26 protein-coding genes are annotated in these 25,081 nt (G+C 50.4%); 4 read left to right on the top strand and 22 right to left on the bottom strand.

Translation table 11 applies throughout. The features are described 5' to 3' along the window. Positions 1 to 45: 45 nt before the first annotated feature. On the bottom strand, positions 46 to 528 hold the full coding sequence (gene tadA, locus H8S59_RS17345; RefSeq protein WP_187522227.1) for a tRNA adenosine(34) deaminase TadA: 483 nt from the start codon (positions 526 to 528) through the stop codon (positions 46 to 48). Next, positions 528 to 1,901 (bottom strand): multicopper oxidase family protein, encoded by a 1,374-nt coding sequence (locus H8S59_RS17340; protein ID WP_187522226.1) that lies wholly within the window; start codon positions 1,899 to 1,901, stop codon positions 528 to 530. The genes tadA and H8S59_RS17340 overlap by 1 nt, the downstream gene beginning before the upstream one ends. 231 nt (positions 1,902 to 2,132) lie before the next feature. On the opposite strand from H8S59_RS17340, the gene H8S59_RS17335 reads away from it, so the two are divergent. Continuing rightward, the gene (locus H8S59_RS17335) at positions 2,133 to 2,450 is read left to right on the top strand and encodes a DUF2388 domain-containing protein (RefSeq protein WP_095094485.1); all 318 of its coding nucleotides are present in this window, start codon (positions 2,133 to 2,135) and stop codon (positions 2,448 to 2,450) included. Between the two features lie 271 nt (positions 2,451 to 2,721). On the opposite strand, the gene H8S59_RS17330 is transcribed toward H8S59_RS17335, so the two are convergent. Next, positions 2,722 to 3,390: a DUF3313 domain-containing protein gene (locus tag H8S59_RS17330; protein WP_187522230.1), complete on the bottom strand. Its 669-nt coding sequence runs from the start codon at positions 3,388 to 3,390 to the stop codon at positions 2,722 to 2,724. Between the two features lie 401 nt (positions 3,391 to 3,791). Here H8S59_RS17330 and H8S59_RS17325 point away from each other — a divergent pair, with 401 nt between their 5' ends. Continuing rightward, positions 3,792 to 4,409 (top strand): TetR/AcrR family transcriptional regulator, encoded by a 618-nt coding sequence (locus tag H8S59_RS17325; protein ID WP_187522225.1) that lies wholly within the window; start codon positions 3,792 to 3,794, stop codon positions 4,407 to 4,409. Between the two features lie 36 nt (positions 4,410 to 4,445). Here H8S59_RS17325 and H8S59_RS17320 read toward each other — a convergent pair whose 3' ends face one another. The 16 genes from H8S59_RS17320 to H8S59_RS17245 form a co-directional block, all read right to left on the bottom strand. Continuing rightward, on the bottom strand, positions 4,446 to 5,285 hold the full coding sequence (locus tag H8S59_RS17320) for a TauD/TfdA dioxygenase family protein (RefSeq protein ID WP_187522224.1): 840 nt from the start codon (positions 5,283 to 5,285) through the stop codon (positions 4,446 to 4,448). Positions 5,286 to 5,563: 278 nt separating this feature from the next. Further along, complete coding sequence (locus H8S59_RS17315) at positions 5,564 to 6,181, bottom strand: hypothetical protein (RefSeq protein ID WP_187522223.1); 618 nt, start codon at positions 6,179 to 6,181, stop codon at positions 5,564 to 5,566. A gap of 215 nt (positions 6,182 to 6,396) precedes the next feature. Continuing rightward, the gene (locus tag H8S59_RS17310) at positions 6,397 to 6,708 is read right to left on the bottom strand and encodes a hypothetical protein (protein ID WP_095094322.1); all 312 of its coding nucleotides are present in this window, start codon (positions 6,706 to 6,708) and stop codon (positions 6,397 to 6,399) included. A gap of 3 nt (positions 6,709 to 6,711) precedes the next feature. Further along, entirely contained in the window at positions 6,712 to 7,236 is a 525-nt protein-coding gene (locus tag H8S59_RS17305) for an SMI1/KNR4 family protein (RefSeq protein WP_187522222.1), read from the bottom strand. Positions 7,237 to 7,272: 36 nt separating this feature from the next. Continuing rightward, positions 7,273 to 7,716, bottom strand: a complete 444-nt coding sequence (locus H8S59_RS17300; RefSeq protein WP_214658368.1) for an Imm26 family immunity protein — start codon at positions 7,714 to 7,716, stop codon at positions 7,273 to 7,275. A 196-nt stretch (positions 7,717 to 7,912) separates the two neighbouring features. Then, positions 7,913 to 8,365, bottom strand: a complete 453-nt coding sequence (locus H8S59_RS17295; protein ID WP_214658367.1) for an Imm26 family immunity protein — start codon at positions 8,363 to 8,365, stop codon at positions 7,913 to 7,915. Between the two features lie 43 nt (positions 8,366 to 8,408). Then, positions 8,409 to 9,203 (bottom strand): hypothetical protein, encoded by a 795-nt coding sequence (locus H8S59_RS17290; protein WP_187522221.1) that lies wholly within the window; start codon positions 9,201 to 9,203, stop codon positions 8,409 to 8,411. A 60-nt stretch (positions 9,204 to 9,263) separates the two neighbouring features. Next, on the bottom strand, positions 9,264 to 9,857 hold the full coding sequence (locus H8S59_RS17285; RefSeq protein WP_187522220.1) for an imm11 family protein: 594 nt from the start codon (positions 9,855 to 9,857) through the stop codon (positions 9,264 to 9,266). 27 nt (positions 9,858 to 9,884) lie between these two features. After that, a complete protein-coding gene (locus tag H8S59_RS17280; protein ID WP_187522219.1) occupies positions 9,885 to 10,319 on the bottom strand; it encodes a hypothetical protein in 435 nt (144 codons plus the stop codon). 159 nt (positions 10,320 to 10,478) lie between these two features. Continuing rightward, complete coding sequence (locus tag H8S59_RS17275) at positions 10,479 to 11,048, bottom strand: imm11 family protein (protein WP_187522218.1); 570 nt, start codon at positions 11,046 to 11,048, stop codon at positions 10,479 to 10,481. 150 nt (positions 11,049 to 11,198) lie between these two features. Beyond that, the gene (locus H8S59_RS17270) at positions 11,199 to 13,319 is read right to left on the bottom strand and encodes an alpha/beta hydrolase domain-containing protein (protein WP_187522217.1); all 2,121 of its coding nucleotides are present in this window, start codon (positions 13,317 to 13,319) and stop codon (positions 11,199 to 11,201) included. Between the two features lie 647 nt (positions 13,320 to 13,966). Then, positions 13,967 to 14,077 carry a BsuBI/PstI family type II restriction endonuclease gene (locus tag H8S59_RS17265; protein WP_187522216.1) on the bottom strand — a complete coding sequence of 37 codons (111 nt, stop codon included), beginning with the start codon at positions 14,075 to 14,077 and terminating at the stop codon, positions 13,967 to 13,969. 77 nt (positions 14,078 to 14,154) lie between these two features. Next, positions 14,155 to 14,601, bottom strand: a complete 447-nt coding sequence (locus H8S59_RS17260; RefSeq protein ID WP_187522215.1) for a hypothetical protein — start codon at positions 14,599 to 14,601, stop codon at positions 14,155 to 14,157. Next, entirely contained in the window at positions 14,594 to 16,042 is a 1,449-nt protein-coding gene (locus H8S59_RS17255; protein ID WP_187522214.1) for a UvrD-helicase domain-containing protein, read from the bottom strand. The genes H8S59_RS17260 and H8S59_RS17255 overlap by 8 nt, the downstream gene beginning before the upstream one ends. 11 nt (positions 16,043 to 16,053) lie before the next feature. Beyond that, positions 16,054 to 18,429 carry an AAA family ATPase gene (locus tag H8S59_RS17250; protein WP_187522213.1) on the bottom strand — a complete coding sequence of 792 codons (2,376 nt, stop codon included), beginning with the start codon at positions 18,427 to 18,429 and terminating at the stop codon, positions 16,054 to 16,056. Positions 18,430 to 18,905: 476 nt separating this feature from the next. After that, positions 18,906 to 19,253, bottom strand: coding sequence for a plasmid mobilization protein (locus H8S59_RS17245; RefSeq protein WP_246475395.1), 348 nt, complete (start codon positions 19,251 to 19,253; stop codon positions 18,906 to 18,908). A 499-nt stretch (positions 19,254 to 19,752) separates the two neighbouring features. On the opposite strand from H8S59_RS17245, the gene H8S59_RS17240 reads away from it, so the two are divergent. After that, a complete protein-coding gene (locus H8S59_RS17240; protein ID WP_187522212.1) occupies positions 19,753 to 19,983 on the top strand; it encodes a hypothetical protein in 231 nt (76 codons plus the stop codon). Between the two features lie 88 nt (positions 19,984 to 20,071). Continuing rightward, positions 20,072 to 21,076 (top strand): protein NO VEIN domain-containing protein, encoded by a 1,005-nt coding sequence (locus tag H8S59_RS27175; protein WP_187522211.1) that lies wholly within the window; start codon positions 20,072 to 20,074, stop codon positions 21,074 to 21,076. Between the two features lie 74 nt (positions 21,077 to 21,150). Here H8S59_RS27175 and guaA read toward each other — a convergent pair whose 3' ends face one another. The 3 genes from guaA to H8S59_RS17220 form a co-directional block, all read right to left on the bottom strand. Then, complete coding sequence (gene guaA, locus H8S59_RS17230) at positions 21,151 to 22,728, bottom strand: glutamine-hydrolyzing GMP synthase (protein ID WP_187522210.1); 1,578 nt, start codon at positions 22,726 to 22,728, stop codon at positions 21,151 to 21,153. A 129-nt stretch (positions 22,729 to 22,857) separates the two neighbouring features. Next, on the bottom strand, positions 22,858 to 24,327 hold the full coding sequence (guaB, locus tag H8S59_RS17225) for an IMP dehydrogenase (protein WP_095094309.1): 1,470 nt from the start codon (positions 24,325 to 24,327) through the stop codon (positions 22,858 to 22,860). Between the two features lie 94 nt (positions 24,328 to 24,421). Beyond that, entirely contained in the window at positions 24,422 to 24,970 is a 549-nt protein-coding gene (locus tag H8S59_RS17220; protein WP_095094307.1) for a sugar ABC transporter ATPase, read from the bottom strand. Positions 24,971 to 25,081 lie beyond the last annotated feature (111 nt).

Here is a 25,081-nt window from a genome sequence, read left to right as displayed (position 1 = left end):
TAGAATCTCCCACAGGGGATCTAATTCAAATCAACCCGCTTAGCGTTAGCCCTTCGCCCTTCTCATCCTGAAAAACTCGCTCAACATCGTCCCGCACTCTTCACCCAGCACTCCCCCCTCAAACAACACGCGATGGTTGAGAAAGCCTTGAGTGAAAAACTGTCCCTGGCTCTGGACAATACCGGCCTTGGGTTCAAGTGCGCCGTACACCACGCGAGTAACACGCGAGTGAACGATCAGCCCCGCGCACATGCTGCAAGGCTCCAGGGTCACATACAGCGTGCTGCCCGGCAGCCGATAATTGCTGACCGCCTGCGCCGCTGCCCGTATGGCAACCATCTCGGCGTGAGCGCTGGGATCACTGCCGCTGATAGGGCAATTGAAGCCGCGGCCAATGATCTCGCCGTCTTGCACCAGCACCGCGCCCACCGGCACCTCGCCCAACGCAGCGCCTTGAGCCGCCAATGCCAACGCTTCGCGCATGAAGTCCTGATCGCGACTGCGATCAATGATTTGCGGCTGCCGCATCAAGAAACCTCTATTGCTGCCATAAGTCCGGTTTCCATGTGATCGATCACATGGCAGTGGAACATCCACACCCCGGGATTATCCGCTACCAGTGCCACCCGTGCGCGCTCGTTTCTGCCCAGCAGGAAGGTGTCAGTGAAATAGGGAATGATCTTTCTGCGGTCTGAGGCAAGGACCTTGAAGCTCATTCCGTGCAGATGAATCGGGTGTTGATATTGGGTCATGTTCTTGAGTTCGAAGATGTAGCTCTTGCCCAGCACCAGTTTGGCAATCGGGCGATCGGCACAGGTCTTGTCGGTGATGTCCCAAGCTTCGCCATTGATCTGCCACAGACTCGGCGGCTTGCCATTGTCGACATTGACTGACACCGAACCCACCCACTCAAAGTTGAAATTGAGCTTCTCGGCGTTCTCCAGATCCGGCTCGGCGATCGGATTGGCAGGCAGTTCAGGCGGCCATTCGCCTGGCGCATCGTCATTGGCAACCGAACGAAAAGTCCCCAGCCGCACCGGGCCATTTCGAAATGACAGCTCCTCACCCGCAGGTGGCGCTTTGATCGCCAGACACAGGCGCATTCCCGGCCCCAACCAATAATCCTTGCCCAAGGGTCGAGGCTTGATCGGATTGCCGTCCAGCGCATAAATCTGCGCCTCGGCGCCCGGCAGATTCAGGCGATAAGTCACGGTGTTATCGAGGTTCAGAATGCGCACGCGAGTGATCTGCCCGGCTGGCAATTCAATCACGCCCTGGGGAATGCCATTGATAGTAGAAAGCCGCCCCGCCGTACCCTCGCGTGCAGCCTCACGAATCACGCTGAATTCGGTAAACGCCCCTACCTCATCCACATGCCAGCTTTTCAGGCTGACCGTGCGTTCATGCTTGAAACCCGTAGGCTCGCGCTCCTCGATGATCAGCGGACCGACAAGCCCACGCCCCAGCTCTTCGCTGCTACTGACATGGGGGTGATACCAATAGCTGCCTGCGTCGGGCACCAGAAATTTGTAATCGAAATACTCGCCCGGCTTGACCGGCAGTTGCGACACGTAGGGCACGCCATCCATCTCAAGCGGAAGGCGGATGCCGTGCCAGTGAATCGTGGTTTCAACCGGCAGGTGATTGATAAAGCGCAAACGCAGCCACTCGCCCTGCCGCACTCGCAGCTCGGTCCCCGGCGCAGATCCGCCAAAGGCCCATGCCGGAGTCTGGTGCCCCGCGACCAGTTCAACATCCAGCGGTGCGGCGATCAGCTCGAAATCATGCCCCTCACCCGGCCCACGCCGTCCCAGCCAATAACGCGAAGCCCCTCCCGCCCCAAGCCCAACCACGGCAAGACCGACAAGGCCACCGAGTATTTGTCGACGGGTAAAAGACATAAACGTGAATACCTCAGAAAACCAGACACGGGGTCGCAGTCGAGAGTCGATGCGAGGGGCGAATACGATACACCTGCATCTGGCAAAACTTAAGCGCAGTGGTGTCGCACAACGAAGATTGGACCTCAGGATCAGGTTCCACAGCCTGACTTGAATGGATGAGTTGATCTTTTCATAAATGAACCGTACTGTACGGTTTAGAGAAAACACCACCCATCGAGGTCTATGCCCATGCGTCTCAAACTCGCCCTAGCCACACTTGCAGCGCTGTCGCTTCCTATGGGATCGGCAATGGCCGACTCGTTCTGGCGCAATGTACTTACGTCCGGGGCCACCACTGGCTCCAGCTACCTGACTTCCAAGGACAACAAGCAAATCGTCGCCACCCAGGACGACGCCAGTAGCTTTATCGCCAGTGGCGGCAGTATTCGGGGACCGCATCTGGAGTCGGCGATCGCCGACGTGCGAGCTGCAAATCCTGATCTGAAGGCTTCTGACATGGAGTTGGCAACGGCGATTCTCTACCGTAACTTGCCTACTGACCGCTGATACTTGCTCACTATCTGCAGATAATGCCGGGGGAATATATCTCCCGGTGTTTTCGTATGTCTGGATAAATAAAAAACTAGCCGCGTCATTCTCACATCAAACAAACTTATCCATTAAAAAGAACTGCATTATCTGTAGGAGCGCGCTTGCCCGCGATTCAGTGTGTCAGTCGATAAATATGTCGGCTGCGCTGACGCTATCGCGGGCAAGCGCGCTACAGATAAAAAGCACTTCAATCATATAGTTGATATTGTTTGGTGAGCGCGCGGCTCTATTTTTCAGCCAACGTATCAACCAGACTGTCGGCCCCTCTTTCAATACCCGATTTCGCGGCAGAAAAGCGGCCATACGTCGAACTGATGTCATACACCTTCGGATATTGTCGGGAGACATAGGACTCAAGGAGGCGCATTGTTGATGCGTTGTAGATCTCGACCACGTAACTGACTGAGCCGGTAAACGTGCCCTTGCGATCCCGTGCAGCCTGAACGAGATTATAAGAACCCATGCCGATGTCGAACCTCGAAAAGGTTGCCAGCACCGGCGTCGTCGTTTCCACTCCGGTCAAGGTCAGCCGAATCCGCAGCGTATTGGGTACAGGCGTGGACACGAACCGAAAGCGCTTGCCCAGCGCCTCGGAAAACTCGATGGTCATGTAATTGGCCAATTCACGCTTATCCTCCGACGTCACCCCGGAAAACTGCTCATCTGTGCCTGAATAAAGTGTCACCGGCTCCAGCATGACGTTCTTGTACCGACTCCAGTCCACATGAGATTTATAGGCATACGGAACGCGATCAGACTCATCCGTCTTGTTGGGTCGCATCTCTCGAGCCGACTCTATGCCTGCGTACGGAAAAGGCTCTTGAGATGCGCACCCGGCCAACGCCAGTGCCAACAGTAAAAACACACCCGCTCTGGGTTCTTTATCTGCGCACATATCTATTTCTCCGAAGGTAAACACCGTAAAGCGTTCAATGGCTAATGCTCGATTTACATATCGCAGACGCAAGGAGTCAGCAGATAAATTTCTCTGCAGACAACCAATAAGACCTACGTCGTCCAAGACTTCTTTCAATAAATGGTTGTGATCACGCCGCGCTAATAACACCAGGAAGCAATGCCAACCTTCGGCTTAATCAAAAGTAACCTTGATCAAGTCTGTGTGTATGAGCCAGCTCACTCAGCCTATAAAGACCTACGCCAATACCTCGCCCGGTACTGAAATCACAACCCTACCCGTCGCGTCGCTCAAAACCGTACTAGCCTGTATACTTTTAGCCGCTTACCCGATCACCGTCAACATTAAAATGTACACAAGTGTACTCTTATGGAGAAACAATGAAGGTTCGCACCGAGAGTCGACGTACCGCCATCGTAGAAACGGCTGCCAGCGTATTCCTTGAACTGGGGTATGAAGGTGCATCAATGAAGGAGGTTTCGACCCGACTTGGAGGTTCCAAAGCCACTCTTTACGGCTACTTCGCATCCAAGGAGGCTCTCTTTGTCGCTGTCGTCCAGATGTACGCCACCTCACATCTGTACAACGCGGTGGCGGATCTGACCGCAAAATCGGAAACCAGCATTTCGCTCGAAGAAAAGCTTCTGGAATTCGGGCGTCAGATGCTGATGATCGTCACAAACGACTCAACCGCCATCAAGGTTTACCGGATGGTGCTCGCAGAATCGGGTCGCTCGGACATCGGCAAGCTGTTTTACGAATCAGGTCCCAGCCAGGGCATCGACGCGCTTGCTACGCTTATGTCTGTCGCTATCGAGAGCGGTGAATTGAGACCAGGTAATCCAAGGGTCAGGGCCAAACAGTTTCTTTCGCTGATTACTGCCGAGCCCGAAGAGCGTCTTTTCCAACAGAACCCCGCGCCCATGACCCACGATGAAATAGAACAGATGGTGACAGCGGCCGTAGACATGTTCCTCAACGGCGCCGCACCTCACTAACCTGGCGGCGAGCACTAATAGCCCGAACCGACAGGACTACTCGAACGGTTCTTCACCTTCCAGTTTTGTGCGATGCATCATGCGCGAGCAGCCCGGGTCATAGGCCTCTGCGCGATGCATGGTGCCGGTGTTGTCCCAGATCACCAGATCCCCCACCTGCCATTCATGGCTATAACTGAAAGGCTCCGCGGTCGCCCACTCCCGAAGGCCAACCAGAACTTGCGCGCTTTGCGCAACACCAAGCCCGGTAACGTGCAATGCAGTGCAGCCGAGAATCAACGACTTGCGCCCTGAACGATGCTTCCATACCAGCGGTAATTCTTTTTCACCTATGGCCTGCATCGCCTGCAGCTTTTGCAGACTGGGTTCCGGCTCGTAATAGAGCAATGACGCCCAAGGCGCGTGTATGACCCGCATTTCCTCATAACGTTGCTTGTCAGCTTCGGACAAGGCTTCGTAAGCAGCGTAGGTATTACAGAAACCCGTGTTGCCACCCCAGGTCGCAGTCACTTTGCAGGACAGCAACGAAGCCAGAATCGGCGACTCGTTCCGTGTGCCGTCGATGTGCCAATACAGCGACCCTTTGAGAAACTCTGCACCCGCCGGGTTCTCCTTCGCATCCAGAGTGATCTTGGTGATGCCTTGACCGTCGCTGACCTCTGGAGCGAAAACCCCAAGCGTTTGTGTGAACGCTATCTGCTCGGCATCAGTGAAGTGAAGCTGCGGAAAAACCAGGACGCCGCGCTCGGCCAATAGATCGCGAATTTCACCGGCCAGTCCGCCAGACAGCAAATCATCCTTGCCATTGAGGACACGACTGCCGATTAACGGTTTGATCGGCGCGTGAGCCAGAGAAGCGCTTCTATTGGGTGTCATGAATGCTTCCTCTCTATAAGTGAACACAAATGTACGCTTATGGAAATGGCAACTCAATAGGTTTGTTCGAAGGAGACGGGGAAAGTCGCAGGTTTCAGATGAAAATGTCGCGGTCTCAAAAATGCAGAAAGCCCGCGAGGATGCGGGCTTTGTGATGCGGCGTTGAAATGCTCAGCCATGCATTCGTCATGTGTTCAGACTTTCAATCTGATGCCATCCTCTTGGCTTGGCGGTGCCAGGTGCGTCGTACCGTCCAGGGAGCGCCTGGACCTCGAACATTATGAGACGTCAAAATCTAAAAGCTTAAGATCAAAAGCTTTATTTTTGATAATTTTCTTGTTGGATTTCAGTTTTTCTTTCATGCCATCTTTTAATATCGACGGATCACAGGCGACCGCGCAATGAATAAATGCAGCAGGATAGGAATAGTCTCTCGGCGAATATAAGACATCGTCAATAGTACGTTCTTTCGGAAATACACAGCCGACAACCATAGGGATATAGTACTCCTCCAACCTGTTACGGATATGCTTACATACGTCACTCGCCTGCTCAGGGCGAGGAACAGCTATATCGCCGTAAATGCTGGGACTAAATTTTTTATCTTGTCTTCCCGAGGTAATAAACGAAAAGCAAGCCTCGCTACCCAAGTTACTTTTATAAGGCATCTCTATTTTGGACAAGCGTTCAAAAATGGGGCCGCCGAACACCCACCCAAGCAGGGTAAATGAGTGTCCCTTCATTAAATACTGAAAATGCAGCTCGGCAACCAATTTCTTCTCAAAGCGAAATTTAAGGCCTCTTTTAACTGCCTTAACTACCAAGTCCTCGCACTCAATAAGTTTGAGTTCCTTTTGCAATTCGGCTTCAAAAAAAATACGATTTTCCTTGCCCATGAATCACTCCTGCATCAAGCAAATTTTTTAAAATCGTTTGCCAACGAACGTCTTGACCTAAACCTGCACGACAGATCGTTCCATTTCCAGATCATAATACGAAATCCTAGCTTGGTGCAGCCCCCAATGATTTTGCGATCTCAGGCCTCGCTCAACGGGTTCAACATGAGCGTGTACATGGAGTCCAAGCCCGGCGCTTCGCTTTGGATAATATCTCAAGCCCCTTCGAATAAATCGTATGCTTTTTCCTGAAGAGCTATTCCGATATCTTCATATCTCTTAATGTCATCCTCGCAATAAAACCCTTCGGCAACACTGAATCCAGCATATATATCTACAAAAGCAAGCGCCAGGTTCTTGGGAACCGTGTCCTGTTCTCTGTAATACCTGATTAAAAAATCAATCGCCAAGAACAGCTCATTAACTTCCTCTTCAGTGACACGGTCTCTGGTACGGATCTTAACCGGGATGGAGTGTTCTCCGAGCAACTTTGCGCAAACCAGTTCAACGGCGATCTTCGCGTCCATCTGTCACACCTCCTCTAAAAATTCTGGTGACGCCCCTACGCACCGCAGAATCAACCTGTAAAATTCATTAAAACCAGAAGCAATGAAACACAGGTTTCCGCAATCCGCTACCTCAGCAATATCAAAATGGTTATTCATGTTGGATTCATGAAGATGAGTACGATCCCAGTAATAAATACCTGCACGAACGCCCTCGCCCTCGTCGACCATCACGTAAGGATTCCCTCCGCCATCCTCTCCAATAACCACCGCGTTTTTTAGAAAACCAACCTCGCCGACGAACTCGTTATTGAACTGTATGAGATCATTACATTCATCGAGCGGCAGCAAGCCAAAAAACCTGTCAAAACTTATCGCCCCCTCATCAACAGCAGTCAAAGGTATCTGCGCGTAGTCAGGCGCTGACAGATAAAAGCCGTTCATTTTTATCAGAAAATTCTTGTAATCGGCTGGCAAGGATCTATTAAGTTCTGATTGTATGTAATCGAGGTCAGCGTTCTGCAGACCCCTTCTATAAACTATAGGCATATCTATATCAATCCTGACAGCTAGATTTTAGGTTCCTCACTCCGGCTTACCGAAAAACTGCTCGAGATAACTGTTAACGAGATCATACCCGGCGACGCCTAAAACGTTGAAGTCCTTGTATCGAGAATGCTCTAACATTTCGAGAAACTCATCGTCAAAATATAATGCACCCGCATCTCTAAAATATTTTAATTTTTCTTTCTCGGTGTTAAGAGGGATATTTCCGACGACTTTCCACTTCCCTTTTTTAAGGTTTTCAACAGAGGTGAATATGAGGTTTTCCGCGCCCCTGGAATTCTTAAAGTAGAGAAACTCTTTGTCCGTTAGATCAAACTTGCTATCATCATCACTCAAGCCAATAACCCCAAAAGAGAACACTCTTTTGAAACGGTCCCGGAATGCGCATATTACTTGACAAACAGCGAATCCTCCAGAGGCGACTGGAATTAGAAAGACATCCCCTGAGTTATATTTCACCACGATGGTTCTCCGTTGATAGTCACTGAATCAGTCATACAAAACCTAATGTAAGTTATAACAGTACGCCCTTTAGAAAATCAACCTCGCCGACAAACTCATTATTGAGCTGTATTAAATCATGACATTCCTGGAGGGGCAGCAAGCCAGAAAACCAGTCAAACCTTACTGCCCTCTAATCAACGGCTGCCATGTAGATTTATGCTTCTGACTTCGACTGATCAAAAAATTGCTCAAGATGACTGTTAACCAATTCATACCCAGCCACCGCCAACACATTGAAGTCTTTGTACCCGGGAAACTCTAACATTTCCAGAAACTCATCGTCGAAATATAATGCGCCCGCATTTCTAAAATATTTCAACTTGGTTTTCTCGGCGTTGAGCGGGATATTTCCGACGATTTTCCACTTTCCTTTTTTAAGGTATTCAACAGAGGTGAATATGATATTTTCTGCGCGCCTGAAATTCTTGAAATAGAGGAAATCTTTGTCCAGTATATCAACATTGCTATCATCATTAGTCACGCCCAAAACCCCAAAAGAGAACACTCTTTTGAAACGGTCCCGGAATGCGCATATTATTTGACAAACAGCGAATCCTCCAGAGGTGACTGGAATTAGAAAGATATCCCCTGAATTATATTTCACCACGATGCTTCTCCATTGATAGCCACTGAATCAGTCAATACAGAGCCTAAGGTAACTTGGGTCTTTTTTTTATATGCTCTGGCCTCCATGCCAGTAAAGCCCCTGACTGCCCACAAGACTTATTCACCTCCAGCAAATTGTTCTCCGGCACTGTCCAGCGTATTTTTTCGGAAATACTCATCAACGTACCCCGCTCCGGACTCATAGCGATCCAGTCAGGTAAAGGCGTATTATCGACGCATATCGACATATGGTTTTTATTTAAATAATTTACTGGATAAACCATTCGAAGTTTTGTTTTTTCATATGTACGCTCACCTTCATACAACCCAGGCGTATCGTGAGAAAAAGCCACTGGACTCTCAAAAGAAAATAACGTCTTCATGTTTGTGCCGCGAGCGTACCACACGGCGTCCGAGACCTTGTCTACGTTATAAATAATCGCGTACGTGAAATTCACCTCCAGTGCTATCTCATCGACAAAGCAGGTGAATTTATCTTGAGCAGCTTCAAAGCACTCTTCCGACTGCGCGTCTATGCAGAAAAAATTACCAAAGCTTTCGGTTGTGTAACCGAAGGAGCTGAACCAAGGGTCACTATCCCCTGCTTCACTGTATATTCTGAAATCGTTTGCTTCCCCGACAGTCAGCGCCGTTCTGAGCTCATCAGGTTCCACCTCTACGAAGTCTAAACTTTCTCCATCTGCTGTTGGGGTGATTCTTTTATGAAATGCCGCTGCCGTGACAGGATAGTTCAGCTTCTCAAAAAAAAGCTGGGCCATTTCAAACACTGCAACCGGGCTGACATCATCCACGCCGTAAATAGCCAATCCTATACTCATATATTTTCCTACAGCGTTGATGCGGGCGTCCAGAATATGCTCTTCAGCACACTCATAGTTTTAGAAATCATCCCATGGCGCGTACTGATAGTGCTCGCCTATCATTTTAAAGCTCAAGCCTGAAATGCTTTTTCTGATGCATTCATTACGAAACTCAGTCGAGCATATTACCTCTGCTATTTCGTTGAAGTAGAAAAAATGTGAATCCACATCACCTGACACTTTCAACCTGTCTATACGTTCGTAAACAGGATCATCTGATTTGCTACCGTCAATCTTGGGGTTTCGATCAAGCGTGAAAACCGAATCTTCCAGATTCATTGCACTTATTCTTTCAGACGGAACAAAGAAAAAGTACTCCTTACCGCAAGCTGTTCCTTGAAGATCAATATCAACAGGGCGACTTATATAAGAACAGGCAAACTGGTCGCAAATTTCCAGAAAGCTTTTAGATGCCAAAAAATGATCCGGCAACCAATCGGCAGTTATTCCTGGACTATCAGCCGTTACGTGATAGCGCGTACTGAGGGTGCTTTCTACGGGATTCTCACTCGGGAAGTGAAATGCTGGAAGGTCAGGAACCCATTTACTATCAAAAAAATAGGGTGCACCCTCACCGTCGGGTTTATAGCTGACTATGTATAAATCTTTCATGCCAACATCCTCACAGCAAAGGTCCCATCACGCCAGCTCAAAATAAAACGCCAAGAAATCGTTAAAATTTTCCCATTGAGGCATGAGCCGCCCCTCTCTGAAATCCAAAAGCTCATTACCCAAAGAAACACGAAGCACCTCTCCAGTGCTTCTATTATAAAAATAGCCACTTTCACCTTCGAAGCTATCCAGTGGTATATATGCTTGTGGGAGCCCTAAGGTTTCATGCGTGCTCTTCAACGCAAGATCAAAATCGGTATTTTTGGAAAACCAACATACTTGATATATTTCTTTTCCATGCTGCATGAACGTCGGACCGTCTTCAACGTGCAGATAGAACTGAGCAAAGTCTGATGACATATCAACACTCAGCTTTTCCAGCTCTACTTTATAATCTGCGCTGGCATCGTCATACCACCAACCTTGACTCTTGAAAAAGCTTATCATCTTGTCAGGTATCATTGTCTTTACCCATCACTGCCCGAAAACTTAAGACTCTCAAATCCTTTATTAGTTTCTGTGTGAATCCACTTTTTCACGCAAAATTTAGAATCATCGTATAATCTACACCCATCAACAGGGTGGATCGGATGTCGCACAGAGTAATAACCGCCTTGGGCGTCAGGTTCTGGAGAGCCGATCTATAAACTGTAAACCACGAACCTTGTTAAGCTCGCACAACTCCCGTACCCGAGCAGACACCAACACCGTCGTAAAATCCTCCTCGGCCCTGAAAACATCCACGACCAAATCAACATCATCTCTCAGCACAATCTCGGTATAAATTTGAGGCCCCTCTGGCAGATAGCTTAAAAGTGGTTGGCTTTTAGATTTCTCCTTGTCAAATACGCTATGCTTTGAAGTGACATTGAAAACCTTATAACCTTCATACTTATTACCCGCTACGCGTACGTCTGCGTCAAGAAATTGAACACCCGAGACGTTGGCTTTTAATAGCAACTGATGAAATCTAGGGCTAATAAAATTAGGGCCACTGCTGAAGAAAAAATCATATTTAAGGAGCGCATCAACACTGACTTTTGAAGTTAGCGAAAACTCGATCTTCAACGCCTCCGTTATCTCCACCCCGGTTTTCAAAGAGATCGAATCCTGACCTGTCAAAATCGTGTGTTTAAACCAATATCGCTCAGGATAAGACTGAGATATTTTTAGAATAGAAGTTCTAGCCACACGCCCCTCTCCAAATAGAATAAAAACTAATACAACCGCACCAAAAACTTGACCAGGCTTGAGACTGGCATTACCTCAGCCACGCCTTCCTGTCATTTTTCACTAAGACGTCTAAGATAAGGCGGCAAGGTCAGAAATGATCACATCTTCTCAAGGCCCCGTACGCACACCTTTCTCATGTGCTTCCTTTACAAGCCGCTCACGGTCTTCAGGAAGCAGCATTCGCGCTTCAACCAGCGAGTCTGCAGCTTTACTCACAGCAGACACATAAGCCTCCTTGGTGGGGTAGCGTTCCTCCAGGGAAAGTCGAGGGTCTCCGGCCGCGATTCGCTCTTCCTTCGTCGCGGCAAACGGGAGGAAGCTACCTTGGAAGTTACAAAAGCCACCATCAAAGAACTCGGGCCGGAAGGTGTTCCAGCCCGTATAAGTCCCGATGGGAGCCCCCAGATACACATCCCGAACGCCACCCACATCAATTCCGTCTGAATCTACTTGAGGCACCAGGATGCCGTAACTACCAAAACCCGATTGCGGCGGCTCGCTGGTGAGAATGCCAGAGCTATCTTCTGGACGATAATCCGAACCAAAATCAAGCACCTGCAGGCTGTTGACAGCGCTGGTATAGCGGAGCGCCGGGCGCGGAACGCCACCATAATTGGTCGCGGGGATGAGCGGAAAACTGACTCTGTCCGCCGGCACGAGGGTGCCGCTTGCCACAGAAGGCTTTATCGAACCGGGTGGAGTTGTCTCATCATGAACCCAGCCAACGAGATTGATGAACGCTGCGCGCATCGTCCAGATGTGTGGATTCGGATTTGATTGAAGCTGGCAAAGTCCAAAGGGTGGGTTAGCCGGGAGTGGCAAAGACGGCGGTGCATGCTGCGTGCTTGCCATGATAAAAGTACGGACGTTTTCCGGCTCTTGGGCATCGCGCAAGCCGAGTGGATCGGTAAGGCCAAGCGACTGGCGCCCCTCCCAAAGCTCAAGGGCCGTTGCCATGTGGAATATGCGAGGGCAAGTATTGTTATCGCTGCAGCGATCCAGCAAACCCTGCGAGCGTCCGGTAATTGGATCGGTCTCTCGCCCATAGGTAAACGGAAAATCGTAAGCAGGATAGTCATGATCGACCTGCTGGCCCCAAGCCCGACCTGGTTGAGCAAACCGGATATTGAGCGGCATCAGCCCGCCGCCAATATGCGGCATCGCACCGTCATAGACCTGATGACCGTCCTCGCTGCGGTTGAAGCCCAGCGCGATCATGCTGCGGATGAATCGCCCGGCTTGTGACGAGCCCGTGATAATCGACTTGACCTTTTGCCCATACACTACAGGGTTGGGCACACCGGTATCGTCCCGCTCAGCCTGCTGGAAAAACACACCGACATCCCGTGCGATAGCAAAACCAATACCCATTACCGCTGGCTCTTTGGCCCGATAAATCAACTCGTAAAGCTTGCCCGGCTGAAAACCAGAGGATAGGCATATCCGGGTTTCGTTCGGCGTTTTGCAATCGCCAAAACTCCAATCACTCGCTGGAATCTCCTGCCTGGGCGCATTTGCCCGCGACCGCACAGTCAACGTCGGGCGAAAGCCATTCGCGAGCACTTTGCTGTTGTCGGTTTCAACGGTTTTGTAGCTCGTATGAGGAGGCGTGGAGGTAAACCAACCTGCGGACAGGTTAAGGCTGACGGTCGGTGAGAGCGTGGTCAATTCACTGCGCACCACACCTGTTACCGGCGACCCATCAGCATTTATGGCCGTCGGCAATTGCACCATCATGCGGTTGTCACCTGGAGCAACGTCCCCCTGCCAGGCAAACGAGATCACCGTCGTACCCAGCCGTTGTAAAAAACCGTCCCCAGCGACTTCGATGTTGTTGACCGCTGCTGGGTTACCCCGCATATCAGCATTGAACAATAACATCGCCCGCTTGGAGCCTCGATTTGGCACATCAAACAGAAGAGTGTTATTCGATTTAGCCACGTCAGCGGGACGCAGGATTGCAACGTCAGTCGTGTATTCAACCATTCCACGACTGTTGCGTGGTGCAAGTTCGATGTCTTGAATAATCTTGTTTCCGGAAGCGCTTGGGTCTAGCTCACCATAGGCGCGGGCAAACACGCGTTCGTAAGCGCCGATATTCCCGAAGCTTTCGCCGCCGAAAGCGGGTTCGGTCCGCAGGATCTCCAGTTTTGTAATACGGGCTTGGGCTGGTGCAGCAACGATCATCAAGGCGCTTGCGAAGGCTGCTGCATGAAATAGGCGATTCATCTTTACCCTCAAATTTTTATTTTTTTATGTCGCTTTTGATTCTCTGATAACGATGACCTGTACAGACCAAACGCTTCAAGCATTACCTGCAGCTAGGTCAATTAGCATAATTTCGGTCATGGCGGGTTAAAACGTAGCAGCGCCAACAGGGCCCGGAAAAGTCGATACGCTCAATATCGCTCAACACTTGCCAAACCCAAAAAGCAAAAAGCCCGCAGTTACGCGGGCTTCATGGCATTTATTGCTAGTGGGTGCCGGACAATGCCGGACGCCCAATCATTCCCACTCTATTATTAAGAAGCAAAAACCCTTTATTTTCAGTTATTTACACATTGCCAATTCATGAACACCATGGAATATGCCATGTTTTTATTTAGGCGGCAGCCACTCTGTATCGGGAAGTCTAACGCCATCTCCCTTTTCGAAAGCCTCTGCCATTTGGCGCATAAGGATGGCCACCTCAGCAGGGTCGCCGTCGCGACAAACCTCGGCAAGCAGGCGAACTGCATAGGTTGGGCGAGAGCGGAAATACTCCGCCATAGCCTCGTCATGCGTTCTACTCTTCATTTGGTGTGGCCCTCCTTCAGAGAGAAATATACCTACAAAGGTCTACAAACCCGCGTGTCTACGACCAACTCCCTACACAATCATAAGTGTGGGCCAAGGAAGCGGTCACAGTTGAAGTGAATCATATGAGTTGGAGCATCGGCGACCCAAACCTCTGTTTCCCACGCTACGACAGACAGATATTTCACCATACTGCATCATGCGTGCAAACACGGCTTGGCAATAGTTAGACACTAGTGCCAAGCATAATTAGAGTGAGTAATAGCCCTCACATTGAAACTATTTCGCCAGCATGAAACCAACCAGAATCGGAGACAGTCTTGGCCACTAGCTTAGGCGCCTTAGTATATGCAACCACCGCCAAGCTTTCTTTAGCCCTACTGCAAGTCACGTAGAAGAGCCGTCTAGATCTTTTTGGAGATGAGTCCTCACCAGCGTTTTCATTCGTAATATCAGTAGCCGAAAGAGGTACAGCGCCTAATAATTTTTCATAACTAAATAGAAAGCCCCTAGCATCTTCATCATCTAGAATTACCATAACCCTTGGAAACTGCAGCCCTTTAACCCCTTGGTGCGTATCGTAAGCCGATGACGAAGAAACATAACGCACGTAATTTTCTAACTGATTGGTGGAAGCGCTGAGTGATTCCTTCCAGGCGTTGTGTTCAGCTCCAACTCCTTTATCGTTGACTTCATCAACATCGTCCTCAGGCAATTTTTATCGAGAGGTCTGCACCTAAGTGAATTGCAAAGGTTTCAGGAAGCCGCAGTATCATTCCCTCTTTAAGCAGACTGCAAATCTCGATAATCGTGCACCCAACATCACTATCAAGTGCGAGCTTTATTCTGTCTATATAAACCTGCGCAGTTCGCAGCACACTTATCGGATCATCTGACAAAACGAGATTTGACCCAGCAAGCAGTGGTGAATATCTACGCATGATAGTGGCAATTTCGAAATCATCTTCTCGCCTGATTGCCACTATTAATGGAACAAATTGTAGAGTCAAGAACCGTATATCCTCGCTCTCGCCATTAACTGCAGCATCCCTTAGTCTTTCGACTTCTAAAAAAGGGAGGAAAAAATCTGAAAATCCACCGCGCTTTGCTGCCATGTGATGCTCAAGAGTAAGTGCAGTGACTGATTCACTATCTGTCCAAGCATCATCGCCCGTACATTTAGCCATCAACTGGGCAACCGTGCGCTCGATTTCAGATTTGTCTTTCTGAACGCTAGTATCCACTAAAAACAATCGTACGGTCCCATTTTCAGCACTAGATGCTGCCGTTTGCTGATGTTCATCATCGGTAATACGGATCTTATTTATCAACTCTACGATTCTTATTGGACAACGATAATTAACTTCGATGGCCGGAGACTTCCATCCATCAGGTAGAGGGGAAGCAAGATCAGACTTCCCCCCACTGTATATCCTCTGCATCATGTCGCCAAACAGCCCAAGACAGAATTGGTGTGGATTTTCTTGCTGTGTGGCTATGAGCGATTCAAGAAGGCTCTTGTTTGTGTCTTGGCTTTCATCAATAAGTAGAATAGGAAACCTATTCCATAAGATTTTTCGCAACAACGCTTCACTCGCAAGCAGATGAGCGGCCAGCCCTAGTACTTCAGCGTGATTCAAAGCCCCCTTGTCAGGCCTGTTGCTTGCTGGAGAGTAGGTAAAACTTCTGATTTCATCGAGACCTGCAAGTCTTTTTTTCTTACTGACCAAACTTCTTTGGTTGCGAATCGCCGTCACTCCCTGTGGAGTTCTACTCTTCGAAATGGCAGAAGTTAACTTCTCAATATCGGCCACCAACTTTTCTTCCACCCAAATTCGGATGTCATTAGTAAAAGGCTTTATGAGGTCCCAGCAGAAGCTATGAATAGTAGACACCATGAAATTGGCATCAAAAAGCAGACGCCTTTTGATTTCCTCACTGGCGGCATTTGTATAAGTAATGATACCTATTTTCTTCCCTGACGACGACAGCGCTGCTGCGTATCTTTCCTTCATAAGTTCTAGAGACTCGACAAGAGTACGAGTTTTTCCAGACCCTGCGCCAGCGAAAAGCAAAAAGCTTTGCGGATTTGATAGGTCCATGTACTCGAAAATTTGTTGAACTACTGGATTTGGTGTTTTATCCATTACACCCATAGTTAGCTCCTTCATACGGGCTCAACCACACCTGGGACTAAGTCTTCGCTGGCAACTTCAAGCTCTTTTTTGAGCCAGTCCAAGCCTTCCTGGATATAAGTTGGTGCAGCTAACAAAGTGGGATCGGTGCAGAAAAGTAAATCCAGTGCCATTTCCGCTTTGTCTTCTGACAGGGCCTCATATAGCGCAGCACAACACAAATCAAGGGTGCCTAAATTGAGTGCGGTTTGCATTTTTTTGATCATCCCTGTGGGCTTGACCAACCGTTTGAACAATGCAGGATTTGTTAGAGCTATCGCATCTTCAAAGGTGTATGGAATCGCTAACGTTTCCGCTTTTCCGGAGTACTTTATGGGAATTTCGTACTGAAACGCGATTCGCACTTGTCCGATTATTTTTTCTTCTGCCTTCATAGATAAGACAGCGTCCAAGGATGGATCGGCAACCGCTAGCCACTTAATAATGGTGTGGCTGCCAGTTTTGTACCCTTTGCCTCGTGCAGGCCTAACAGCCTTAGCTTTTGCTTTAGGAGCTGCTCCTGGCGGAGGTGGCTCCATAGCGTCAGTGTCGGTTATCACTAGTGTAGGCAACCCTAGTTTATCAATCAAAGCTCGTAACCGATGAGCGTGAGCACCGCCTACCTCAAGGATAGATATATAGCTATTGTCTAGGCTCGTATCCTTATTTGGATTACTTCTTATAAAATGAGGGATAAGCAAGCGTTCTGCAGCACCTTCTACCAATATTATCCCATTTGCAAAAAATAGGTCACAATGGGTAGTCTTAAGGTAACGCGCTACGAACTGAGCTGTCTGCAAAATTTCTTCTGAGCGAGCTTTGGATGTACCAAAGGTAGCAGACAGATCTATTACTTCAGCTGTTGGAACCTCAAAAGCACTACTAGCAGGTTTCCGCTTGAAATATCGTAATTTCTCAAAACCAACTTCATGTGCTAAATAACTTGAATGAGTACTAACGACTAATTGGCTTGAAAAATTTTTGGATAACAGCAAGTCCGCATGATTCCGAAGAACTGAATGAGCTTTTTTTATGAATACCTGCTGAACCTGAGCATGCAGGTGGGCTTCTGGCTCTTCAATCAGAACTAGATGCAGCGGCTCTATAAATGCATCATCCTCAAGTTTTCTTTTACCAGCCTTTCCAACCCTCATCCACTGGTCCCTAAAGCTCATGAGCTTGAAAACCATTGCTATCAGATTCTTATAACCGAGCCCGTTATATTTTTCCGAAAGGCTCAGCAGTGGTATCCCCGTGGTCAAACTAGCTTTCTGAATTTCAAACAGTATTGCCGCTTCATGATCAAGGTTATCAATTGGATTGACTTTACTAGACAATCTGATATGCGGATCATTAAATCCTGGGTATCCTAAAGTCTTAATTTCGCCGAGAGGCTTAGTGAAAACTTCATTCAACCTTCCATCAAAAGAGTGCTGTGCTAGGGCTATAGCCTCCAGTGCTTCCAAATCCTCTACACCAGGTAGATCTGTTGGATTGAGGTGCCTATTGTAGTACTTGTTAATCTGACCAGCCAAATTAGAGGAGTTTGTTTGCGAAGCAGTAGCAGCGTTGGGATCTGTAAATCCACGCGTCGCGTCGATAATGTCTACCTTAAATAGTCCATTGAAAGGGTAGAATTCAAGAGAAACTTGATCTTCGGCTAACTCTTGGGGCTTATAGTTTAGCCCTGGAACTTCTTCTACTTTGGCAGGATCGAGTATATAAGACTTAAGTTCAAATGAACGTCCTGCTTCTCGATCCAAGTACTCCCGAAGCGAACTTGGCCATATTGTGAGCGCAAATGTTTGTGTTCCCCCTCCTTCTTTGACTCCTTGCTCCTTACGTTTAGCCTCAGCATTATCCTTAGCTGTTTTTTTTAGTTGCTCAGCTGCGTTATAGTTAGTAATGAAATCCGACTTTAATGCATCCAAGTCCTTCGGCTGATATATCATCCTGACACCAAGAAGTCCTCCATCCCATTTTAATGTTGGGATTAGGTGACTGACTCGGTGTATTTCATTTTTCTCTACTTGCAGCCAGATATCTACACTGGGGCAAAGAGGCTGCCAATCACCCAGTTGGTCGCCACTAACTTCGGCCGCAGCCCAAGCGCGCCCAAACTCATTCAGCTGATGCCAATTTGAAAGAGTGAAGTCTGTCGCACTTAATTTTCTCGAGGCGGGCGCGTCTCCTGAGGCTATACTCGACGCGCTTCTTCCCTTTTGATCTAGAAAAAAAATCAATGCATCCATAGCAGAAGTTTTACCGCTATTGTTGGCACCTACAAGAAGGGTTTCTTGCTCAGTGAGGCTGATCCGACAACTTTTTAGTTTTCTATAATTCTGAATATCTATATAAACAATTTTCATGTGGCGTCCATTCCTTAAATAAAGTGTTTTTTAGAGGCGGGCAGCCTACCGTTTTTACCCTAAGCAGTATGATCAGCCTAGGCTTGGGTCTGAGTAAAAAAGCCCACCCGGCGTCCTAGGACGCGATGCAGAAGCTGTCCCCTTGTATTCAATACACTGCCGTGGTGTCCAGTAGACTTTGGGATGCCACTCGAAATTCGCCTCATTTCCATTTCTCAAGTGCAGCGTCCAAGCTACCCGCAGCCTAGGTTTCGAGATGCGACGCGGCCGGATCTGGGTGGCGGAAGACAATTCGTCGATAAGAATTATGGATTGCACAATCCAAAAGCTGACTCTCAACTGGTGTGGTTTACCTGTGAGCGTTGAAGACCAACGCCATTTTCTTTCTTGCTATCGGCTGTCTCGAAACTCCACCGTCACCTCATCCACATCCGACGCGCTTACCCTATTGCAACACTGATCTGCGAGCCAAAGTTTCAGCAGCGCCGCGATCCGCCCCCAAATCGCCATTCACCTTTGCGAATCAGCCCGGCTCTCAGGTTAACGAGCGACCGGATTGGCTTATTCAATCCAAGGGCGCGAAGGTAGCCCGACGGGGACATGCCTGCATCGTTGGCCTTCTCTGTGATGGCCGCCTTTTCCTCCTCTTGCCAGAGTGTGTTGTCGTCTGGAGAAAGGCTCGCCGGAATATGCGTGACAAGATGCCGTCCCAGCGGACCCATCCCAGGCACGCCGTCCGCGCAAGATAGTCCAGAACCCACGACCAGAACGAGACCATCACCAAGCTGTTTCTGCAGCTGCTTTTTTAATGCACTCAGTTCCATGTGCCCCTACCGATGTCATTGAGCCGACTCCCGGCGGAAGGTAGCACGGCCTTGTCCACTCGACAGATCGCCATTCTGACTCAGCGTGAGCGTGGCGAATCGCGTGTCTGGCGTAAAAACCCAGCAATGCGAGGTATCGACATGTGGGCTGGTATTTAAAGACGATTCCACGTTCCGAATAGAGATTTCGTGGCATCGCGGGGTTGTGCTTTGGAGTCCCAACTGATAAACATCTGCCTGTGAGGCATTTTGATATTACTTGGAGAAACAGGGATGAGCGACAAGAATTTCCGCATAACATTTACTCGCGGCACGAGCTCTTCGGTAATTACAACCAGTGTACGGGCTAGCAGCGCGAGTCAGGCGAAGGAAAAAATCAAAGAGCGGGAACGCGGTCAGGCTAAGATCATTTCCGCAGTTGAGACCTGATCAATAAAACATTGCGCATATAGCAAGTTCACTCCACAGCTGTGAGCTTGCTTGGCCAAGGAGCGGATATATGGACGATGAAATCCAGGAAAAAAGCAGACCATCCTTCGACGAGTCATTGGATGACATGATGGGCAATGCATGGAATGAAGTTAAGAACGAATTTTCCCATGGCACAGGAATAACCAGAGCGACTTCTACTGCGAAGCTATGCGGTAAAGGATCATTTTATCTTGGCGTAAAATTCATTCAGAGCCTGCCTGATGCCCTCGAAAAGATGAAAGAGAAACGGGCAAAATGATCTGAAGCCCCCAAGGCTCCCGAGGCACCTTAAAAAACGATAACTCAACTCTGAGCTGCCAGAAACCGGCTAAAAGGAACGGCATCGGGTGAAAAAGATACTATGGGTAAAATTTGGATGGTCAGAATATTATCGAGGTGGCGACATCGCTGGTAACTTTGCCTGGCTAAATCAGAACAGAGGCACGGAAAACGAAGGACGAGGCCATGAAGCGTACAACTTCATGCCAGATGTCGATGGGACTTACTACTGTTATGTCCCCCCTCAAGGAGGTAACTACGCGCCTTATAACGACGACCCGGAAGGATGGACGGTTGTATGTCTGGCCAAAAATCCGGCGACCCCAGGTATACACGTGGTCGGCTGGTACGAAAACGCAACGCTTTATGGTGAGTGGATTGTCCGCCCCAACAACACCGACCAGCGACAGCAAATTTTCCCCCATCCTGCTTACGACTGGTCATATTGCATAACAAGCGATTCAGCTTACTTCATTCCACCTGAGGAGCGAATTCTGCCGTTCTCGGATCCATCCGTGAAACAGGGGAAGTACTCTTTTCTGGACGGCCCGAACGTTAAGAAGACCGAGAACAAAGAAAGAGTGCAGGCTCGGCTCAAGAGCCTAATGGCGCGTTTGGCCTCAGTCGCAATCCACAACCCCAATGAACACACCGTTTTTGACCCAGAATTAGATCAGGCAGACCCTCTTCGGGGATTTGGCAGCCCTGAACACCGTAAAGCCGTTGAACTGGCCGCCGAAGACGCGGTAATCGCGTATTACATAAAACAAGGTTACAGCTACCAACGCACGACACACCTCCCCTGCGGGTATGACTTTATTTTCACGCGCAAAAAGTCAGCGCTACATGTTGAAGTTAAAGGTACGGCCGGCGCGACACCACGTTTTTTCCTCACACGTAACGAACACAATGCAGGATTGATGCTCAACCCAGACTGGAGGTTAGCCATGGTGACGTCGGCGCTTTCCGATGCGCCGCAGGTCACAGAGTACAATCCTCACCAGCTAAAAGAGGCGTTTAGCGTTGAGCCTTACGTTTACATCGGGGCATTCGCACCAAAACCCGAACTTTAACGCTCAGCTCCTCTACCGCGACAAAAACAAAAGCCCGCTGTCACGCGGGCTTTTGTGTGTATAGCGCGGAGGGCTCACTCCCATTCAATCGTCGCAGGCGGCTTGCTCGAAACATCGTAAGTCACACGAGAAATGCCTTCGATCTCGTTGATGATCCGGCCGCTCACGGTTTCCAGCAGCTCGTAAGGCAGGTGCGCCCAGCGTGCGGTCATGAAGTCGATGGTTTCCACGGCGCGCAGTGCTACTACCCACGCATAACGACGACCATCGCCTACAACGCCAACCGATTTGACTGGCTGGAATACTACGAATGCCTGGCTGACTTTGTGGTACCAGTCGGCTTTGCGCAGTTCTTCGATGAAGATGTGGTCAGCGCGACGCAGCAGGTCGGCGTATTCCTTTTTCACTTCACCGAGGATCCGCACGCCAAGGCCCGGGCCTGGGAATGGGTGACGGTAAACCATGTCATAAGGCAGACCCAGTTCGAGGCCGAGGCGACGCACTTCGTCCTTGAACAGTTCACGCAGTGGCTCGACCAGCTTTAGGTTCATTTCTTCCGGCAGGCCGCCCACGTTGTGGTGCGACTTGATCACGTGAGCCTTGCCGCTCTTGGCGCCAGCCGACTCGATTACGTCCGGGTAGATGGTGCCCTGGGCCAGGTACTTGATGTTGTCCAGCTTGCAGGATTCGGCATCGAACACGTCGATGAAGGTACGGCCGATGATCTTGCGCTTCTTCTCCGGGTCGCTTTCGCCAGCCAGATTGTTCAGGAACTGGTCTTCAGCGTTGGCGCGGATGACTTTGACGCCCATGTTCTCGGCGAACATGGCCATGACCTGCTCGCCTTCGTGCAAGCGCAGCAAGCCGTTGTCGACGAATACGCAAGTCAACTGGTCGCCGATAGCCTTGTGCAGCAACGCTGCCACAACAGAGGAGTCAACGCCGCCGGACAGGCCCAGCAACACGTTGTCAGTACCGACCTGAGCGCGAACCTGAGCGATAGCGTCTTCAGCAATCTTCGAAGGGGTCCACAGTGCTTCACAGCCGCAGATGTCGAGGATGAAGCGCGACAGGATGCGACCGCCCTGCTTGGTGTGGGTCACTTCCGGGTGGAACTGCACGCCGTAGTAACCACGAGCGTCGTCAGCCATACCGGCAATCGGGCAGCTTGGAGTGCTGGCCAGGATGTGGAAGTCTTCCGGCAGTTTGGTGACTTTGTCACCGTGACTCATCCACACGTCGAGGCCGAACAGGCCGTCGGCGTCGATATGGTCTTCGATGCCATCGAGCAGACGGCTTTTGCCGACTACATCAACGCGCGCGTAGCCGAACTCGCGCAGCTCAGAACCTTCTACCTTGCCGCCCAACTGCTCGGCCATGGTCTGCATGCCGTAGCAGATACCGAAAACCGGCACACCCAGGTCAAATACCGCCTGCGGGCAGCGCGGGCTGTCGGCTTCGTGTACGGACTCGGGGCCGCCGGCGAGGATCACGCCTTTTGGAGCGAACTCACGAATCGCTTCGTCGTCCATGTCGTACGGGTGCAGTTCGCAGTAAACGCCGATTTCACGCACGCGACGGGCGATCAACTGGGTGTACTGGGAACCGAAGTCGAGGATAAGGATACGGTGGGCGTGAATGTCGAGGGACATGGAAAAGGCTCTGAAGAGCAGCTGCGAGCTTCAAGCCGCAAGCTGCAAGCTAATCGGGATGTATGCGATGGCTGTGTCACCACAGCCATCGCTTGCAGCTAGAAGCTTGGAGCTTATAGCTGGTCGGCTTTAGCCGACCCTATAGTTCGGCGCTTCCTTGGTGATCTGCACGTCATGGACGTGGGATTCAGCCATACCGGCACCGGTGATACGCACAAATTCAGGCTTGGTGCGCATCTCTTCGATGTCAGCGCTGCCGGTGTAACCCATGGAAGAACGCAGGCCGCCCATCAACTGATGGATGATTGCAGCCAGCGAACCCTTGTAGGCAACACGGCCTTCAATACCTTCCGGCACCAGCTTCTCGGCGCCTTCGGACGAATCCTGGAAGTAACGGTCGGACGAGCCCTGAGCCTGAGACATGGCACCCAGCGAACCCATACCCCGGTAAGCCTTGTAGGAGCGACCCTGGAACAGTTCGATCTCGCCTGGCGCTTCTTCAGTACCGGCAAACATCGAGCCCATCATCACGCAGGAAGCACCGGCCACGATGGCCTTGGACAGGTCACCGGAGAAACGGATACCGCCGTCTGCGATCAATGGAACGCCAGTGCCCTCAAGGGCCGCGCAGACGTTGGCGATGGCGCTGATTTGCGGCACGCCGACACCGGCAACGATACGGGTGGTGCAGATCGAGCCAGGACCGATACCGACCTTGACCGCATCAGCGCCAGCGGCAACCAGCGCCTTGGCAGCAGCGCCAGTGGCGATGTTGCCGCCGATGACCTGCACTTCCGGGAAGTTCTCTTTGACCCAGCGAACGCGGTCGATCACACCTTTGGAGTGACCGTGAGCGGTGTCGACAACCACTACGTCAACGCCCGCCGCAACCAGTGCAGTCACACGCTCGCCAGTGTCTTTGCCGGTACCGACAGCCGCGCCAACGCGCAGACGACCCTGGTCGTCCTTGCTGGCCAGCGGATATGCCTTGGCTTTTTCGATGTCCTTGACGGTCATCATGCCCTTGAGCGCGAAATTGGCGTCGACGATCAGGACTTTTTCCAGACGGTGCTTGTGCAGCAGTTCGCGCACTTCGTTCTTGTCAGCGCCTTCGCGAACAGTGACCAGACGCTCTTTAGGCGTCATCACTTCGCGAACAGGAACGTCCAGACGATTTTCAAAGCGTACGTCGCGGGATGTCACGATGCCGACCAGGTCGCCATTGTGCAGAACTGGCACACCAGAGATGTTGTGCAGACGGGTCAGTTCGAACAGGTCACGAACCGTGGCGTCAGCCTCGATGGTGATCGGGTCTTTCACGACACCGGCTTCGAACTTCTTGACCTTGCGGACTTCGGCAGCTTGCTGCTCGATGGTCATGTTCTTGTGGATAACACCGATGCCGCCTTCCTGAGCCATGGCAATTGCCAGACGGGCTTCAGTCACGGTGTCCATGGCAGCGGAGACCAGCGGAATGTTCAATTCGATGCCACGGGTCAAACGGGTTTTCAGACTGACTTCGTTAGGAAGTACCTCGGAATAACCGGGCACAAGGAGAATGTCGTCGAAAGTAAGTGCTTCTTGGCTGATACGCAGCATCGCGGGGGCTCCCGAGCGGGAAATTGGAAGCGCGCCATTATACCCAGACACCCCCTTCGGCTCAATGTAAACCTTAGGCAATTATCACAGAGGGTTATAGACGCACTTTGACGAAAGAAACCGGACGATCCAGACGTTCGGCGAAGTCATCCAGAAAGCTCTTCTTGAAGGGAGCATCGAGCCAGTCATTAAAGATGAAGCCCAGGTTAGAAAAGCCGCACGGCTGCAGAAACAGAAAGCCGTTAATGTCGTCTTCGTGGCGGCATTCCGGGCAGATGAAGTTATCGGTGTGGCCTGGCATCCAGTCCTCAAGGCTGTCGAACAGCGCTTCACCGATTTCCTTGCGGCACTCCGGGCAACCGGCTTCTTCGGCGAAATCCTTGAGCGGGGTATAAATGCAGCGTTTGGTGACGATTTCCAGACCATTGACCGGCTGACCGAATGGCAACGCGTCGGGGTTTTCTACGACTGCGCGGGCGCCAGGCGCAATGGCGTAGGCCATTTTGTTGTAGGTGCGCCCGCACGTACTCAGCTCCGGCTCGACCACGTTGAGCTTGACCAGCCAGCGCAGAATCAGACGCGCCCGAGCTTCACGACCGGGAAAACCGGAAATCTGCGGGACAATAATGCTTTGACTGTTCATGGTGATCTTTGGCTGATGTGTTAGGGGGTTGGCAGCTTAATGCCCCGGCGGCTCAGGTCAAGTCGGTGTCAGTGACCCAGTAGCACAGGACAGCGTGACATCGAGATGGCG

Source organism: Pseudomonas folii, from assembly GCF_014357575.1.
In the GTDB taxonomy this organism is placed as follows: Bacteria; Pseudomonadota; Gammaproteobacteria; order Pseudomonadales; family Pseudomonadaceae; genus Aquipseudomonas; species Aquipseudomonas folii.
This window is presented reverse-complemented; position numbering and strand designations above follow the sequence as displayed.